Here is a 16,742-nt window from a genome sequence, read left to right as displayed (position 1 = left end):
ATAAAAAAAGCCCGCACGCGCGGGCTTTGTGTCAGGACGAGGTTATTCCCACTCAATCGTCGCCGGTGGCTTACCGGAGATGTCATACACCACGCGGGAGATGCCGCTGACTTCATTGATGATGCGGTTGGAGACGCGGCCCAGGAAGTCGTATGGCAGATGCGCCCAGTGTGCGGTCATAAAGTCGATGGTTTCCACCGCACGCAGTGAGACGACCCAGTCATACTTACGGCCGTCGCCCATCACGCCGACGGAGCGCACCGGCAGGAACACGGTAAACGCCTGACTCACTTTATTGTAGAGATCCGCTTTGCGCAGCTCCTCAATAAAGATGGCATCGGCGCGGCGCAGCAGATCGCAGTACTCTTTCTTCACTTCGCCCAGCACGCGCACGCCGAGACCCGGACCCGGGAACGGGTGACGGTAGAGCATGTCGTACGGCAGACCCAGCTCAAGGCCGATCTTGCGCACTTCATCTTTGAACAGCTCTTTCAGCGGCTCAACCAGGCCCATCTTCATCTCTTTCGGCAGGCCGCCCACGTTATGGTGCGATTTGATCACGTGCGCTTTGCCGGTGGCAGAGGCGGCAGACTCAATCACATCCGGATAGATAGTGCCCTGCGCCAGCCACTTCACTTCGGTCAGCTTCAGCGCTTCTTCATCGAACACTTCGACAAATACGCGGCCGATGATTTTACGTTTGGCTTCCGGATCGTTTTCACCCGCCAGCGCATCCAGGAAACGCGCTTCCGCCGGTACATGGACAATGTTCAGACCGAAATGATCGCCAAACATATCCATGACCTGCTCTGCTTCATTCAGGCGCAGCAGACCGTTATCAACAAATACGCAGGTCAGGCGATCGCCGATGGCGCGGTGCAGCAGCATGGCGGTTACCGAGGAGTCAACGCCGCCGGAAAGGCCGAGGATCACGCGGTCGCTGCCCACCTGCTGGCGGATACGTTCAACGGCGTCTTCAATAATTTTCGCCGGCGTCCAGAGCGCTTCACAGCCGCAGATATCGCGGATAAAGCGTTCCAGCATGCGCAGTCCCTGACGGGTGTGCGTCACCTCCGGATGGAACTGCACGCCATAGAACTTCTTCTCTTCATTGGCCATGATGGCAAACGGACAGGTTTCAGTGCTGGCAACGGTGACGAAGTCAGCCGGGATCGCGGTGACTTTATCACCGTGGCTCATCCAGACATCCAGCAGCGGCTTGCCGGCGGCGCTGATCGCATCTTCGATATCACGCACCAGCGCACTCTGGGTGGTGACTTCCACCTGCGCATAGCCAAACTCGCGCTCGTTTGAGCCTTCAACCTTGCCGCCCAGCTGCATCGCCATGGTCTGCATGCCGTAGCAGACGCCCAGCACCGGCACGCCGGCGTTAAAGACATACTCAGGCGCACGCGGGCTGTCCAGCTCGGTGGTGCTCTCAGGGCCACCTGACAGGATAATCCCGTTTGGGTTGAACTGACGGATTTGCTCTTCGGTGACATCCCACGCCCAGAGTTCGCAGTAGACGCCCAGCTCACGCACGCGGCGCGCAACCAGCTGCGTATACTGCGAACCAAAATCGAGGATCAGGATACGATGTTTATGAATATTTTCAGTCGTCATTGAGGCATTTCCAGTGGAAGGGACTTAACAATAAAAGCGCCCGGCCAGAGCCGGGCGGGAAATCTTCAGGGATCAGGAACCCATGCGGTAGTTCGGTGACTCTTTGGTGATGGTCACATCGTGCACGTGGCTCTCATTGATACCGGCGCCGCTGATGCGAACAAACTCCGCTTTGGTACGCAGGTCATCAATGGTCGCGCAGCCGGTCAGGCCCATGCAGGAGCGCAGGCCACCCATCTGCTGATGAACGATCTCTTTCAGGCGGCCTTTATAAGCAACGCGGCCTTCAATGCCTTCCGGTACCAGCTTGTCTGCGGCGTTGTCAGTCTGGAAGTAACGGTCAGAAGAACCTTTGGACATTGCGCCGAGCGAGCCCATGCCGCGGTAGGATTTAAAGGCGCGGCCCTGGTAGAGTTCGATCTCGCCCGGAGACTCTTCGGTACCGGCCAGCATGGAGCCCACCATCACAGCGGCTGCGCCTGCGGCGATCGCTTTAGCGATATCGCCGGAGAAGCGGATACCGCCATCAGCCACGACCGGAATACCGGTGCCTTCCAGCGCCGCCACGGCGTCAGAAACAGCGGTGATCTGCGGTACGCCTACGCCGGTCACGATACGGGTGGTACAGATAGAGCCCGGACCGATACCCACTTTCACCGCGCTCACGCCCGCTTCAGCCAGCGCCAGGGCACCGGCACCGGTGGCAACGTTGCCGCCAATGATTTCAAGATCGGGATATTTGGCGCGGGTTTCACGAATGCGCTGCAGCACGCCTTCGGAGTGGCCGTGCGAAGAGTCAATCAGCAGCACGTCAACGCCAGCGGCAACCAGCGCATCCACGCGCTCTTCGTTACCGGCGCCGGCACCCACCGCCGCGCCCACGCGCAGACGGCCCTGCGCATCTTTACAGGCGTTGGGTTTACGTTCAGCTTTCTGGAAATCTTTTACGGTGATCATGCCCAGCAGGTGGAAACTCTCATCCACGACCAGCGCTTTTTCAACGCGCTTTTCGTGCATCTTCTGCAGCACCACTTCGCGCGCCTCACCCTCTTTTACCGTGACCAGACGCTCTTTCGGCGTCATGACCGCGGTAACCGGCAGCGTCAGATCGGTCACAAAGCGCACATCGCGACCGGTGATAATCCCCACCAGCTCGTTGCCCGCATTGACGACCGGATAGCCGGCGAAGCCGTTACGGTCGGTAAGCTCTTTCACTTCCGCCAGCGTCGTGGTCGGCAGCACGGTCTGCGGCTCTGTTACCACGCCACTTTCATGCTTTTTCACCTTACGCACTTCATCAGCCTGACGCTCAATCGACATATTTTTATGAATAAAGCCGAGGCCGCCTTCCTGTGCCAGCGCGATCGCCAGACCCGCTTCGGTCACGGTATCCATCGCAGCAGAGAGCATAGGAATGTTCAGACGGATGTTTTTGGTCAGTTGGGTGCTGAGGTCAGCGGTGTTAGGCAATACAGTGGAGTGAGCGGGAACGAGCAGGACGTCGTCAAATGTGAGGGCTTCTTTCGCGATTCTTAGCATTGCAATATCTCCACCTGGGGGCGTTGAAAACAGATAAAATATTGCCGCGGCATTATACAGGACGAAATCGATTGCCTCTACTGCTTTTTCAGAAAAAGTCTTGATCCTGCGCAGCAGCCCTGTAGTATCGATGGATTAACCCTCTGATTTAAAATTTGATCTTCATCACATGTCGCTACCTGCAACCGCCAATATTTTTACCGTCAGCCGCCTCAACACCACGGTGCGCACGCTGCTGGAAAATGAGATGGGCCTGGTGTGGCTCAGCGCTGAGATCTCCAATTTCACGCAGCCCGCGTCCGGCCACTGGTACTTCACGCTGAAAGATGATGGCGCCCAGGTGCGCTGTGCGATGTTTCGCAACAGCAACCGGCGCGTGACGTTCCGTCCGCAGCACGGGCAGCAGGTGCTGGTACGGGCCAGCGTCACGCTGTATGAGCCGCGCGGCGACTATCAGTTAATCGTTGAAAGCATGCATCCGGCGGGTGAAGGCCTGCTGCAGCAGCAGTTTGAGCAGCTGAAAGCGCAGCTCAGCGCAGAAGGGTTATTCGATCAGCAGTTCAAGCAGCCGCTGCCCGATCCGGCCCGTCAGGTCGGGGTGATCACCTCCGCAACCGGCGCCGCGCTGCATGATGTGCTGCGCGTGCTGCACCGCCGCGATCCCTCATTACCGGTGGTTATCTACCCCACCGTGGTGCAGGGTGCCGATGCGCCAGCTGCCATCGTGCGTGCCATCGAACTGGCCAACCAGCGCGCCGAATGTGACGTGCTGATTGTCGGCCGCGGCGGCGGCTCGCTGGAAGATCTCTGGTGCTTTAACGATGAACGCGTGGCGCGTGCGATTTTTGCCAGCCGCCTGCCGGTGGTCAGCGCCGTGGGACATGAAACGGATGTCACCATTGCCGATTTTGTCGCGGATTTACGCGCGCCCACGCCCTCTGCCGCCGCTGAGATCGTCAGCCGCAATCAGGTCGAACTGCTGCGCCAGCTGCAGTCACAGCAGCAGCGCATGGAGATGGCGATGGACTACTACCTTGCCGGGCAGCAGCGTTATCTCACCCAGCTTCAGCATCGCCTGCAGCAGCAGCATCCGCAGCTGCGCCTGGCTCGCCAGCAGACCGCCCTGTTTCAGCTGCAGCGTCGCTTAGGCGCCGCCGCCGATCGGCAACTGCGCAGCGCGCAGCGGCAGCAGGATCGGCTGCTGCAGCGGCTCAGTGCGCAGCAGCCGCAGGGACGCATCCTGCGCGCGCAGCAGCAGCTCACGCACTGGCACTACCGGCTGCAGCAGAGCATGACGCAGCAGCTGGGGCAGGATCGCCAGCGCTTTGGCACGCTGATGGCACAGCTGGAGGGCGTCAGCCCGCTGGCGACGCTGGCGCGCGGCTTCAGCGTTACTACCGATACGCAGGGCGAAGTCGTAAAACAGATCGCCCCGCTGCAGCCGGGCGACAGGCTGCGCACCCGGCTGCAGGATGGCTGGGTAGAGAGCGAAGTCACTGCCCTCACGCCGCTGAAGCGCCGCCGCACATCCCGCCGATCTGACTAAGCCAGCAGGGAGAGATGCTCTCCCTGCTTTCACGCCCCCCTGCTCTGCCTGACCCCGGTCTATACTCTTTGCATACCCATCACTCAGGGAGTCCGGCATGTCATACAGCGTAATCCCCCCCTATATTCTGCGTAATATCATCGATAACTGTGCAGGGCCGCAACAGGCGTCGGCACGCCGTACGCTTACCCACGTTCAGCAGCTGATGGCGGAGCCGCACCGCGTTGTCGCCCCGGCGGATATTGCCCGGCCAGGCGAGGTACTGCGCGCCATTTTTGATGCCGGGCATAGCCAGACGCTGCCCGGCACGCTGATTCGTCAGGAAGGTCAGCCCGGCAATGGCGACGTGGCCGCTGATGAAGCCTGGGACTATCTGGGTGTCACTTATGATTTTTTCTGGAACGTCTATCAGCGTAATTCGCTCGACAACAAAGGGCTGAAGCTGGACGGTACTGTGCACTACGGCCAGAATTATCAGAACGCTTTCTGGAACGGCCAGCAGATGGTCTTTGGCGACGGTGACGGCGAGATTTTTAATCGCTTCACCATCGCGATTGACGTGGTCGCCCATGAACTGACGCACGGCGTCACGGAAAGCGAAGCGGGACTGATCTACTTTCAGCAGGCGGGCGCGCTGAATGAGTCGATGTCTGATGTCTTTGGCTCACTGGTAAAACAGTATCAGCGGCAGCAGCGCGCGGAGGAAGCGGACTGGATCATCGGCGAAGGATTGCTGGCTAAAGGCATTAACGGCAGCGGTCTGCGCTCAATGTCCGCACCCGGCACCGCCTATGATGACCCGCTGCTGGGCAAAGATCCGCAGCCTGCGGATATGGCGCACTATATCGAAACGCGTGATGACAACGGCGGCGTGCATCTTAACTCCGGCATTCCCAACCGCGCGTTTTATCTCGCGGCCACCGCGCTGGGCGGCTTTGCGTGGGAACGCGCCGGCCAGGCATGGTATGACACGCTGTGTGACAAAACCCTGCCGCAGGATGCTGATTTCAGCACCTTTGCCCGCTTTACCGTTGAGCATGCGGCGAAACGCTTTGATCGGCAGGTCGCGGAGCAGATCAGGGCCGCCTGGCAAGAGGTGGGTGTGAAGTGAACGTAGAACTGACGGATGACGCCATCATAGAGCTGGCGCGGGAGGGCGGTTTCGCCTTTATCCCCAAATTGCGTAAAGAGCGGCGTTTTGCGCTGGCCCAGCTGCCGGAGCCGCAGAAACAGCGGGTCTGTCAGGTGCTGGAGCAGGCGCTGCCCTTCGGAGAGCAGGCGGAGCAAGCCAGCACCACAGGCAGTGGCGATCAGCACTATTTTCGTATTCAGATCACCTACGCCACTCACCATGAAGCAGGTGCCATTGTGATTTATGTGGCGGAGAAGGATGCGCCGCCAGCGCTGCAGGCGCTGTGGCAGAACGGGGAGTAGGCAAAAAAAAGGCCGGCATTGTCTGCCGGCCCTGCTGCTCTTACTTGCTGTCTGGCAGCGCGTAGGCAATCACATAATCCCCGCGATCCGGCGACTGGCGTGCGCCACCGGCAGAGATCAGGATGTACTGCTTGCCATTTTTGGGCGAGACATAGCTGATTGGGCCACCCTGGCTGCCGACCGGCAGGCGCGCTTTCCACACCTCTTTACCGGTTGAGCTGTCAAAGGCGCGCAGGTAGTAGTCCTGGGTACCGGCGATAAACACCAGTCCGCCCTGCGTCGCCAGCGTACCGCCCAGCGTTGGCATCCCTACCGGCATCTGCGCGTGCATTTTGATACCAAACGGGCCGGTATCCTGCACGGTACCCACCGGCACCTGCCAGACGATCTGGCGCGTTTTCATGTCGATGGCTGACAGCGTACCAAACGGCGGGGCCTGGCACGGAATGCCGAGCGGCGACATAAAGCGGTTTTTGTTCACCGCATATGGCGTGCCCTTAAGCGGTACGGCACCCATACCGGTGTTCACCGACTCACCGCCGTTGCTGCCGCGGGCCACTTTGCTGGTGTCCTGCGGGATCATCTGCACCCACAGGCCGAGACGCATATCATTGACGAACATATACTGGTTGTTCGGATCAAATGAGATGCTGCCCCAGTTCAGACCACCCAGAGACCCCGGGAAGCTGAGCGACTTGTCCGTGTCCGGTACGGTGAACAGACCGTCATAGCGCATGCCTTTAAATGCGATACGGCACGCCAGCTGGTCAAACGGCGTCGCGCCCCACATATCGGATTCCGTCAGCGTCTGATTGCCGATATTGGGCATCTCAACCGAGTGCGGCTGGGTTTTGGTGTACTGCTCGTTCGGGATGTGGCCCTGCGGCATCGGCCGCTCTTCCACTTTGGTCAGCGGCTTGCCGGTCAGGCGGTCCAGCACCCAGATCATGCCGGTTTTTGCCCCGATGACCACCGCCGGTTTGGTGGTGCCATCTTTCATCGGGAAGTCGACCAGGCTTGGCTGCATCGGCAGGTCGAAGTCCCACAGGTCGTTGTGAACTGTCTGATAGACCCACTTCTGTTTGCCGGTGGTGGCATCCAGCGCGAGGATAGATGCACCGTAGGTGTGATCGAGCTTTGTGCGATTCGCGCCCCACAGATCCACTGACGAGCTGCCCATCGGCAGGAATACGGTGTTCATTGCCGGATCGTAGGAGAGCGGCGCCCAGGAGTTTGGCGTGCTGCGGGTATAATCCTGGCCTGGCATCAGTACCGCATTCGGATCGTCATTGCCCGGATCAAACGCCCAGCGCATTTTACCGCTGATCACATCAAAGCCGCGCAGTACGCCGCCTGGCATATCGGTCTGCACGTTATCCGCCACGCGACCGCCGACTACCACGGTAGTACCGGCAACCTGCGGAGCGGAGGTCAGCTGATAGAGCGGATCGGGCGCCTTGCCCAGTCCCTGCTTCAGATCAACCACACCGTTGTTGCCAAAGCTGGCGCAGAACTCGCCGTTGTCGGCGTTAATTGCGATAAGACGCGCATCGATGGTGTTCATCAGGATACGGCGCTGGCAGCTGTCGCCTGCGGCCAGTACCGGTGGCGGCACCGGCGTGGAGCCTGGCTGCGTGGGCTGCGTAACCGGTCTGGTGGCGTCAAAATAGGCCAGGCCGCGGCAGCGGTTCCACACTTCCGCCTGCGCATTGATTTCACGCTTCCAGATCTGCTTACCGCTGTCCGCTTCCACTGCAATCACATTGTTATGCGGCGTGCAGAGATAGAGCGTGTTGCCTACCTGCAGCGGCGTCTGCTGATCTTCAGCGCCATTGCCGGTCGGACTGAGCGGCGTGTCACCGGTATGGAAGGTCCAGGCAACCTGCAGTTCCTTAACGTTGTCACGCGTGATCTGGTCAATCGCCGCAAAGCGATCGCCCTCCGGCGTGCGGCCGTAGCTGCTCCAGTCCTGCTGCGGTTTGCTTTTATCTGCCGGGATCAGCGGCAGCTGTGAACCGGTAAAGGCCACGGTCGGATGCGGCTGAAACATCTGCACCACGGTGGCGACCATGCCAGCCGCAATCAGCGCTGACAGCGCATAAGAGAGCGTTGCCAGCGGCGCTTTGCCTTCGCTTTTACGCAGCGCAGGCCACGTCAGAAATGCAAACAGCATCAGGCCTGCCGGCACCATCAGCCGGGAAACCAGCGGCCAGAAGTGCCAGCCGGCATCCATCACCGCCCAGATCAGGGTACCGATAAACGCCAGCGCCAGCAGCGTTACCGCTGACGCTTTGCGCCGGATAAACTGGATCGCCGACGCGATCATAACGATACCGGCAATCAGAAAGTATTTACTGCCATCCAGCGCCGCCAGTTTACCGCCGCCAATAGCGAAAAACAGGCCGATCGCCAGCAGCACCAACCCGAACAGCACGGACCAGGCACTGAGTCCCCTGCCGGGGCGAGTGGAATGTTCTGCCTTCACACAAACTCTCCTGAAAAATACTGCATGCCGCCTGTCCGGCTCTGTCGCGGGACACTGCAGCACTTTATTTAATGACGGACTGCGAAGCAGCCCGCTACCACGCACTCATGCATGAGAACGCGGTATATCAGGGCGAGCTCACCATAAGGCGGCAGGATTGTACCAGATGGTACAATTAAAAGTGAACGATCATAACGCAGGGTTTACCGGCCAATAGCATTTTTGCTACATCTGCGGTGCTAAGCGGCTGTTAAATCACAGGCAAAAAAAAAGAGCCCGGCGGGCTCTTTTTTAGTTAACGCTTATTCTTCTTCAGGTGCGCCAGCAGACGCTTGCGCTTGCGCTGCTGCGTCGGCGTCAGCAAATTACGTTTGCCGGCATACGGGTTATCACCCTCTTTGAACTGAATACGGATTGGCGTACCCATCACGTTCAGCGAGCGGCGGAAGTAGTTCATCAGATAGCGCTTGTAGGAATCAGGCAGATCTTTTACCTGATTACCGTGAATGACCACGATAGGCGGGTTATAACCACCGGCGTGAGCGTATTTCAGCTTAACGCGACGGCCCCGTACCAGCGGCGGCTGATGATCTTCTGCTGCCATGTTCATAATGCGCGTCAGCATAGAGGTGTTGACGCGTTTGGTTGAGCAGTCGTACGCTTCCGTTACGGATTCAAACAGGTTACCTACGCCGCTGCCGTGCAGCGCCGAGATAAAGTGTACGCGGGCAAAATCGATAAAGCCGAGACGATAATCCAGCGTCTCTTTCACTTCATCTTTCACTTCCTGCGACAGACCATCCCATTTGTTTACAACGATCACCAGCGAGCGTCCGCTGTTGAGAATAAAGCCCAGCAGCGAGAGATCCTGGTCGGAAATACCGGCACGCGCGTCAATCACCAGCATCACGACGTTAGCATCTTCAATCGCCTGCAGGGTTTTAATCACCGAAAACTTCTCAACGGTATCGGTGATCTTGCCACGCTTGCGCACCCCGGCGGTGTCGATCAGGATATACTCCCGCTCGTCACGCTCCATCGGGATATAGATGCTGTCACGCGTCGTGCCTGGCATGTCATAGACCACCACGCGATCTTCACCAAGAATACGGTTAGTGAGCGTTGACTTACCTACGTTAGGACGGCCCACGATAGCCAGCTTAATCGGCAGGCCGGTCGGATCAAACGCCTCTTCCTCTTCAGCCTCTTCGCCATTCTCTTCTGCGGCTAACGCGGCCCAGTAGGCTTCGTTTTCATCCTCTTCGGTGACTTCCTGCGGGTCTGCCACGTCCATCCACGGCAGCAGCGCGGTTTCCAGCAGCGAGGTAACGCCGCGACCGTGCGACGCGGCAATCGGATGAATATCACCCAGACCTAGCGCGTAAAAGTCCAGCACGGCGGCATCGGCATCCAGGCCATCCGTTTTGTTTGCCACGAGGAACGTTGCTTTTTCACGGGAGCGCAGATGATTGGCGATCTGCTGATCTGCCGGCATCACGCCCGCGCGGGCATCCACCATAAACAGCACCACATCCGCTTCTTCAATCGCCAGCAGCGACTGTTCCGCCATGCGGTTTTCCACGCCCTCTTCGGTGCCATCAATACCGCCGGTATCGATAACAATAAATTCGCGCCCTTCCACTTCGGCGCGACCATATTTGCGATCGCGAGTCAGTCCAGGGAAATCGGCCACTAACGCATCACGGGTGCGCGTTAAGCGGTTAAACAGCGTGGATTTCCCCACATTGGGACGCCCAACCAGCGCGACCACAGGTACCATAACACTTGCCTCAGTTTAAAAATGAATCGCCCGAATGGCGTGAGTATAACGACATTTGTCGCCCGCTTCAGGCTTAAGGCGCCTAGAATATCACGCCTGATAAAAAACAGAACGGCTCCTGACGAATCAGGAGCCGCAATTGATGACGGAAGTCCGTTCCCGCACGCTTTGACCTTAACGGCTGATGGCGTAAACCTCGCCACCTTTCGCCTGAATCAGCAGCCTGTCACCGGCAACAACCGGCTCGGTCTGGAAACCGTCGCTGTCCAGCTTCTGCTGCGCCACAAAGCGGCCATCCAGCGTGTTGATCCAGTGTACGTAACCTTCGCTGTCTGCCACCACCAGATAACCGTTGAACAGCACCGGCGCCGTCAGGTTACGGTGCAGCAGATCGCTCTGACGCCACAGCGCCACGCCGCCATCGGCATTAAGCGCAATTACGCGATCGTCCTGATCCACCAGGTAGATGCGTCCGGCATCGACAATCAGATCTTTGACGCCGCCGATTTCGCGCTTCCACATGATCTGACCTGAGCGCAGGTCGAGCGCGGTCAGGTTGCCGTTGTACGCCAGCGCATAGACCACACCGTTCACGATAACCGGCGTAGTGTCGACATCATTCAGACGATCGATTTCCGTCGCACCGCTTGGCTGTGAAATGCGCTGCTGCCAGATCAGCTGACCCTGGTTCAGGATCACCGCGCTGACGCGACCATTATCACCGCCAACGATAGCGCCGCCAAAGGCGACCGCAGGCGCAGACTCACCGCGCAGCGAGAGCGCCGGCATATCGAGGTTTACGGTCCATTTTACCGCACCGCTGCTCTGATCCAGACCCTGCAGCATACCGTTACTGGTGTGAACCAGTACCAGGCCATCGCTGACCACCGGGCGCGACAGCGCTTCACCGGCTACTTTGGTCTGCCACGCCAGACTGCCGTCGCTGCTATTAAGTGCAAATACCTGCCCGCGCTCGCTGCCAATATAGATCCGATCGCCGCTGGCGGTGACGCCGCCGGAGAGCAGCGCAGAGATGTTTTTCGAGAAGAAACCAGTCTTCTCAGAGAGATCGACTTTCCACTTCTCTTTACCGTTGCTGGCATCCAGCGCCTTCACCACGCCAAAACGGTCGGCAGCGTAAACGGTGCCGTCCAGCCAGGCCGGATGCAGGTTGGAGTAGAAATCGCCGATGCCGTCACCTACTGACGTGCTCCAGACAGTCTCCGGCGTGAACTGATTTTCCACTTTCGGCAGCGGAGCCATCTTCACTACATCTTCTTCGCCGCTGAATAGCGAGCAACCGCTGAGCAGAGTGACGGAAATCAGCCCTGGCAGCAGGTATTTACGTAATTCCATGTGCGCTCTCTTGTCTGGCTTAACTTAAGTTATCTATTTTCATCTGCAGCATCTGCTTCAGTGCCGGAGAAGCCTGCGAACCTGCGCCTTTACTCCAGGCATCACGCGCGCCCTGCTTGTCGCCTTTGCTCAGCAGCGCTTCACCGCGAATATCGGCCACAATCGCGCTCCAGCCATCACCCTTGACGTTATCCAGAGTGCTCAGGGCGGCATCAGCCTGCTTCTGCTGCAGCTGAATACGCGCCAGACGCAGATTAATAACCGCCTGCAGATTGGCATCTTTGGTGTCGCTCAACCCTTTCTGCAGCAGCGCAATCGCTTTATCAAGCTGGCTGGTCTCAACGTACTGTTTTGCCAGGTCCAGCGCGGCCAGCGCACCATAGGTATTGCTGTTTTCGCTGGCGAAGCTGGCAACAGCCTCCAGGCTTTCGGGTTTATCTGCCTGCATCGCGCTGGTGAGCTGCTGATACTGCGCTGACACGGCTTTACCGGCGTTGTCCTGCTGTGAGCTCCAGTAGCGCCAGCCGCCCAGCGCCGCAATCCCTACTACCACGCCAATCGCCAGCGCTTTGCCGTTATCGGCAAAAAAGCGACGCAGCGCATCAACCTGTTCATTCTCGTTGCTGTAAACTTCCACGCAATCCCTCTCCTTAAAATGGCTGTTGCCGCGTGCTGCTTACTGCAGCAGCGTCTGCAACGTCGCAGCGGCGTCCTGCTGAGCCAGCGTCTGCTGGTCGCCGGTGCGCAGATCTTTAATCACCACCTGGCCCGCTTTCACTTCATCTTCGCCGAGCACCAGCGCAATGCGTGCGCCCCATTTGTCTGCACGGGCAAACTGCTTCTTAAAGTTGCCGCCGCCGAAGTTGGTCATCAGCTTCAGCGCCGGGTTCGCATCACGCAATGTTTCCGCCAGCTGCATAGCCGCAGACTGAACGCCCTGCCCTGAAGCGATAACATAGACATCGACAACCCGCGTCGGTTCAAATTCCGGATTTACCGCCTGTACCAGCAGCACCAGCCGCTCCAGACCCATGGCAAATCCTACCGCTGGCGTGGCACGTCCGCCCAGCTGTTCGACCAGGCCATCATAACGCCCGCCGCCGCATACGGTACCCTGCGAGCCGAGGCTGCTGGTGACCCACTCAAAAACAGTGCGGTTGTAGTAGTCGAGACCACGAACCAGACGCTGGTTAATGCGATAGCGAATACCGGCATCATCCAGCAGCGCGCAGAGCCCGGTGAAATGGGCACGCGACTCTTCATCAAGAAACTCACCCAGCGTTGGCGCATCATTCAGCAGCGCCTGAATCTCCGGGTTTTTGCTGTCCAGCACGCGCAGCGGATTGGTGTACATACGGCGTTTGCAATCGTCATCCAGCACATCCTGATGCTGCTCCAGAAACGCCACCAGCGCACTGCGATAGTCTGCACGCGCCGCCAGAGAGCCGATGGAGTTCAGCTCCAGTTCAACGTGATCGGCGATGCCCAGCGCTTTCCACCAGCGAGCGGTCATCATGATCAGCTCAGCATCAACATCCGGTCCCTGCAGGCCAAATACTTCGACGCCCATCTGATGAAACTGGCGATAGCGCCCTTTCTGCGGACGCTCATAGCGAAACATCGGTCCGACATACCAGAGGCGCTGCTCCTGGTTATAGAGCAGGCCATGTTCAATGCCGGCACGCACGCAGCCCGCAGTGCCTTCCGGACGCAGCGTCAGGCTCTCGCCGTTGCGATCTTCAAAGGTGTACATCTCTTTTTCAACCACATCGGTGACTTCACCAATGGCGCGGCTGAACAGTGGGGTATGCTCGACGATTGGCAGACGGATTTCACTGTAGCCATAGCTGGCCAGCACCTGCTTCAGGGTGCCCTCGATACGCTGCCAGATTGCGGTATCGGCTGGCAGGAAGTCGTTCATCCCGCGAATCGCTTGAATATTCTTCGCCACGTTAAAATCTCTTAATACAAAAAAACCTGTCCGGCATCATACCTTATGAGGATGAAACCGCACAGGTTCATTCATAAACTGGTACGCGCCGGGCGCGTACCGCCTGATTATTTTTCCAGCTGCTGCACGCTGATGCGGCGGCTCTCATCCAGCATGGATGCCTTGGCCCGAATGCGCGCTTCCAGCTGATCGATCATGTCATCGTTGTCGAGACGATCGCGCTGACGAACGCCATCTTCATAGAAACCGCTTTTCTTGCTGCCACCGGTGACGCCCAGCGTCGACACGGTCGCTTCGCCCGGACCGTTGACCACGCAGCCAATAATGGAGACGTCCATCGGCGTAATAATATCTTCCAGCCGTTCTTCCAGTGCGTTTACGGTACCGATCACGTCAAACTCCTGACGTGAACAGGTCGGACAGGCGATAAAGTTGATCCCGCGCGCACGGATACGCAGCGATTTCAGGATGTCGTAGCCAACCTTCACCTCTTCTACCGGATCGGCCGCGAGTGAAATACGCAGCGTGTCACCGATACCTTCTGCCAGCAGCAGACCGAGGCCGATGGCCGATTTCACCGCGCCGGCACGCGCGCCGCCCGCTTCGGTGATCCCGAGATGCAGTGGCTGATCAATCGCTTTCGCCAGCAGGCGGTAAGACTCTACGGCCAGAAATACGTCAGAGGCTTTAACGCTGACTTTGAACTGATCAAAGTTCAGGCGATCAAGATGATCGACATGGCGCATAGCGGATTCCAGCAGCGCCTGCGGCGTGGGTTCGCCATACTTTTCCTGCAGATCTTTCTCCAGCGAACCGGCATTCACCCCGATACGAATCGGGATGTTATAGTGGCGAGCGCAGTCCACTACCTGACGAATACGTTCGTTGTTGCCGATGTTGCCCGGATTGATACGCAGGCAGTCGACGCCATATTCTGCCACTTTGAGGGCGATACGGTAGTCAAAGTGAATATCCGCTACCAGCGGCACGTTGACCTGTTGCTTAATCAGTTTAAAGGCTTCCGCCGCGTCCATAGTTGGCACCGAGACGCGTACGATATCCACACCCACACGCTCCAGCGCGCGGATCTGGTTAACCGTGGCTTCCACGTCGGTGGTGCGGGTGTTGGTCATGGACTGAACGGCGATGGGTGCACCATCGCCGACTGGCACCTTGCCGACGTAAATACGCGTTGATTTGCGACGGATAATGGGTGCTTCGTTATGCATATTTTCTCTCCACAATTCCCCGGAAAGCGCGCTGCGCGTTATTGCGCACCCAGCGTCAGACGGGCAACCTGGTTATTACGGATAAAACGACTTAAATCAACGGGCTGATTCTGATATTGCACGTCAACCGCGCGCGGTGCGCCAATTTTCAGACGATACGGAGGTGTGCCGGAGAGGCTGAGCTTGCCGCCGCTGCGCTGTATCCCGCTGAACAGTTTTTTGCCGGTTGCATCGCTGACTTCCAGCCAGCAGTCGGCTTTGAAATTCATGACGACAGCATTGGGATCGCCTGCGGGCTGGCTGACAGCAGCATTCGCCGTTGGCATGCTGCCGGCCGCAACGCTATTGGCCGGTGCCGGCGAGGTGGCCGCTGGCGGCGTGTTATCAACCGGCGCCTGCGACGGAGACACCACCGCGTTGTCGCCCGCGGCGGCAGAAGAGGCCGCCGGCGCGCTAGCGCTGTTATCCGCGCTGCCTGCGGTGCTGCTGCTCTGGGACGTCACTGCCCCTGCTCCGTTATCAACCGGCGTGCCCGCGGCATTGGTGTCGCTGTCACTCATGCTATCCGTGCTGGTATCGCCCAGCGGGATAGACTGACCACTGTCGCTGCTGCCGTTCTGATCGGCCATCGAGACCAGATCGTCCTGTGAGGCCTTATGATTCTGCCACCACCAGGCGCCGGTCAGGCCGATAACAACAAACGCCACCAGCCAGGTAAAGATCATCAGCCAGCCATCGCGCTTTTTGCGGCGCTTGCCCAGCGAGAAGCTCTGCATCGGCGCAATTTTAGCTGCGCGCACCGGTGCCTGCTTCGCCATCATCGGCAGCAGATCGTCTTCCGGTACATGAACCAGACGGGCGTAGGAACGAATGTAACCGCGCAGAAAAGTCGACGCGAGATCGGCCGGCGACTTATCCTCTTCAATGTCCCGCACGGTGGAAAGTTTCAGGCACAGGCGCTCAGCGACGTTTTGCTGCGTCAGCCCCATCTGCTCACGGGCCAGACGCAGGCGTTCACCTGTGGAATGTACTGCAGAGTTTTCTTGAGTGGCTTCAGTATTCATTAGCTAAATAACGCTGGTACTGTATCGATTGTGGAAAACTTCGCGCCAACCGGTCGCCATAACGTGTAACGTCAGCAGCGTTTCCCTGTTGCGCGGCGAAACGTATCTGTAACCACAGGCTCTCTGCCGTTGCGGGCAGACGCTGATGGTAGAGTTCTAAAAGCACGGAAAGCCTGTTTCCTGCCGGCTGCATCAGCTGCCGTTCACCCTCCTCCAGCAGCCAGTTTCCCTGCTCAGGTGCGGTTTCCAGCGCCTGCAGCAGCAGTTTGCGCCCGGCGGCCTCGTTGCCCGCCTGCAGATAACAATAGCCTGAAATCAGAAGGACATCCTGACGGGCATCGCTCTCTGGTGCCGCATTTGCCAGCTTAAACTGTTGATGCGCTTCGCCATACTGCCCTAATCCGCAGAGAAACGCACCGTAATTGTTAGCGACATAACCATTAGCGGGCGCTAACTGTTGTGCCCGCTGGTAGTACCGGCGTGTCTGTACACTATTCTGCTGCGCCTGAGCGACCCGCGCCAGCGCCAGGGGCACGCGGTAATCCTCAGGAGCAACGCGCTGCGCCTGCAGCAGATTGCGTTCAGCAGCGGCTAAATTGTTCGCCGCCAGATAGTGCAGTCCCAGCTGCAGACGAATATCCGCTGCGCGATGCGATGGCGAGCCAGTGACACACCCGGTTACAACAAAGCCAGCCACCACGGCAATCCCTAATCCTTTTAACATAGCGCTCTCCC

13 protein-coding genes are annotated in these 16,742 nt (G+C 58.6%); 3 read left to right on the top strand and 10 right to left on the bottom strand.

The window, feature by feature from the left end:
* Window positions 1-42 precede the first annotated feature (42 nt).
* Together guaA and guaB are read right to left on the bottom strand one after the other, a co-directional pair.
* A complete protein-coding gene (gene guaA / locus BBA90_RS08155; protein ID WP_065648694.1) occupies window positions 43-1,623 on the bottom strand; it encodes a glutamine-hydrolyzing GMP synthase in 1,581 nt (526 codons plus the stop codon).
* 72 nt (window positions 1,624-1,695) lie between these two features.
* Entirely contained in the window at window positions 1,696-3,162 is a 1,467-nt protein-coding gene (gene guaB, locus BBA90_RS08150; RefSeq protein ID WP_065648693.1) for an IMP dehydrogenase, read from the bottom strand.
* Window positions 3,163-3,331: 169 nt separating this feature from the next.
* Between guaB and xseA the strand changes: the two genes are divergently transcribed.
* From xseA to BBA90_RS08135, 3 genes are all read left to right on the top strand, one after another.
* Window positions 3,332-4,708 carry an exodeoxyribonuclease VII large subunit gene (gene xseA, locus BBA90_RS08145; RefSeq protein ID WP_065648692.1) on the top strand — a complete coding sequence of 459 codons (1,377 nt, stop codon included), beginning with the start codon at window positions 3,332-3,334 and terminating at the stop codon, window positions 4,706-4,708.
* 97 nt (window positions 4,709-4,805) lie between these two features.
* Window positions 4,806-5,819, top strand: coding sequence for a M4 family metallopeptidase (locus BBA90_RS08140; RefSeq protein ID WP_065648691.1), 1,014 nt, complete (start codon window positions 4,806-4,808; stop codon window positions 5,817-5,819).
* Window positions 5,816-6,142 carry a protealysin inhibitor emfourin gene (locus BBA90_RS08135; RefSeq protein WP_065648690.1) on the top strand — a complete coding sequence of 109 codons (327 nt, stop codon included), beginning with the start codon at window positions 5,816-5,818 and terminating at the stop codon, window positions 6,140-6,142. Before BBA90_RS08140 ends, BBA90_RS08135 begins: the two co-directional genes overlap by 4 nt.
* 40 nt (window positions 6,143-6,182) lie before the next feature.
* Here BBA90_RS08135 and BBA90_RS08130 read toward each other — a convergent pair whose 3' ends face one another.
* The 8 genes from BBA90_RS08130 to pilW form a co-directional block, all read right to left on the bottom strand.
* Window positions 6,183-8,627 (bottom strand): glucose/quinate/shikimate family membrane-bound PQQ-dependent dehydrogenase, encoded by a 2,445-nt coding sequence (locus BBA90_RS08130; protein WP_065648689.1) that lies wholly within the window; start codon window positions 8,625-8,627, stop codon window positions 6,183-6,185.
* A 295-nt stretch (window positions 8,628-8,922) separates the two neighbouring features.
* Window positions 8,923-10,407 carry a ribosome biogenesis GTPase Der gene (der, locus tag BBA90_RS08125; RefSeq protein ID WP_065648688.1) on the bottom strand — a complete coding sequence of 495 codons (1,485 nt, stop codon included), beginning with the start codon at window positions 10,405-10,407 and terminating at the stop codon, window positions 8,923-8,925.
* A gap of 174 nt (window positions 10,408-10,581) precedes the next feature.
* Window positions 10,582-11,763, bottom strand: coding sequence for an outer membrane protein assembly factor BamB (gene bamB, locus BBA90_RS08120; RefSeq protein ID WP_065648687.1), 1,182 nt, complete (start codon window positions 11,761-11,763; stop codon window positions 10,582-10,584).
* 19 nt (window positions 11,764-11,782) lie between these two features.
* The gene (locus BBA90_RS08115; RefSeq protein ID WP_065648686.1) at window positions 11,783-12,400 is read right to left on the bottom strand and encodes a YfgM family protein; all 618 of its coding nucleotides are present in this window, start codon (window positions 12,398-12,400) and stop codon (window positions 11,783-11,785) included.
* Between the two features lie 39 nt (window positions 12,401-12,439).
* On the bottom strand, window positions 12,440-13,714 hold the full coding sequence (gene hisS, locus BBA90_RS08110) for a histidine--tRNA ligase (RefSeq protein WP_065648685.1): 1,275 nt from the start codon (window positions 13,712-13,714) through the stop codon (window positions 12,440-12,442).
* 107 nt (window positions 13,715-13,821) lie between these two features.
* Complete coding sequence (ispG, locus tag BBA90_RS08105) at window positions 13,822-14,943, bottom strand: flavodoxin-dependent (E)-4-hydroxy-3-methylbut-2-enyl-diphosphate synthase (RefSeq protein WP_065648684.1); 1,122 nt, start codon at window positions 14,941-14,943, stop codon at window positions 13,822-13,824.
* 38 nt (window positions 14,944-14,981) lie between these two features.
* Window positions 14,982-16,007, bottom strand: a complete 1,026-nt coding sequence (gene rodZ / locus BBA90_RS08100; RefSeq protein ID WP_065648683.1) for a cytoskeleton protein RodZ — start codon at window positions 16,005-16,007, stop codon at window positions 14,982-14,984.
* Window positions 15,997-16,731 carry a type IV pilus biogenesis/stability protein PilW gene (gene pilW, locus BBA90_RS08095; protein WP_065648682.1) on the bottom strand — a complete coding sequence of 245 codons (735 nt, stop codon included), beginning with the start codon at window positions 16,729-16,731 and terminating at the stop codon, window positions 15,997-15,999. The genes rodZ and pilW overlap by 11 nt, the downstream gene beginning before the upstream one ends.
* Window positions 16,732-16,742 lie beyond the last annotated feature (11 nt).

Source organism: Pantoea eucrina (assembly GCF_001691555.1).
GTDB lineage: Bacteria > Pseudomonadota > Gammaproteobacteria > Enterobacterales > Enterobacteriaceae > Pantoea > Pantoea borealis.
The sequence above is the reverse complement of the archived record's forward strand: the minus strand, read 5'-3'. Positions and strand labels throughout refer to the sequence as shown.

What these genes read in the sequence shown, in the direction of transcription:
- guaA (WP_065648694.1), bottom strand. Translation starts at nt 1,623, where the DNA reads ATGACGACTGAAAATATTCATAAACATCGTATCCTGATCCTCGATTTT.
- guaB (WP_065648693.1), bottom strand. Translation starts at nt 3,162, where the DNA reads ATGCTAAGAATCGCGAAAGAAGCCCTCACATTTGACGACGTCCTGCTC.
- xseA (WP_065648692.1), top strand. Translation starts at nt 3,332, where the DNA reads ATGTCGCTACCTGCAACCGCCAATATTTTTACCGTCAGCCGCCTCAAC.
- BBA90_RS08140 (WP_065648691.1), top strand. Translation starts at nt 4,806, where the DNA reads ATGTCATACAGCGTAATCCCCCCCTATATTCTGCGTAATATCATCGAT.
- der (WP_065648688.1), bottom strand. Translation starts at nt 10,407, where the DNA reads ATGGTACCTGTGGTCGCGCTGGTTGGGCGTCCCAATGTGGGGAAATCC.
- bamB (WP_065648687.1), bottom strand. Translation starts at nt 11,763, where the DNA reads ATGGAATTACGTAAATACCTGCTGCCAGGGCTGATTTCCGTCACTCTG.
- ispG (WP_065648684.1), bottom strand. Translation starts at nt 14,943, where the DNA reads ATGCATAACGAAGCACCCATTATCCGTCGCAAATCAACGCGTATTTAC.
- rodZ (WP_065648683.1), bottom strand. Translation starts at nt 16,007, where the DNA reads ATGAATACTGAAGCCACTCAAGAAAACTCTGCAGTACATTCCACAGGT.
- pilW (WP_065648682.1), bottom strand. Translation starts at nt 16,731, where the DNA reads ATGTTAAAAGGATTAGGGATTGCCGTGGTGGCTGGCTTTGTTGTAACC.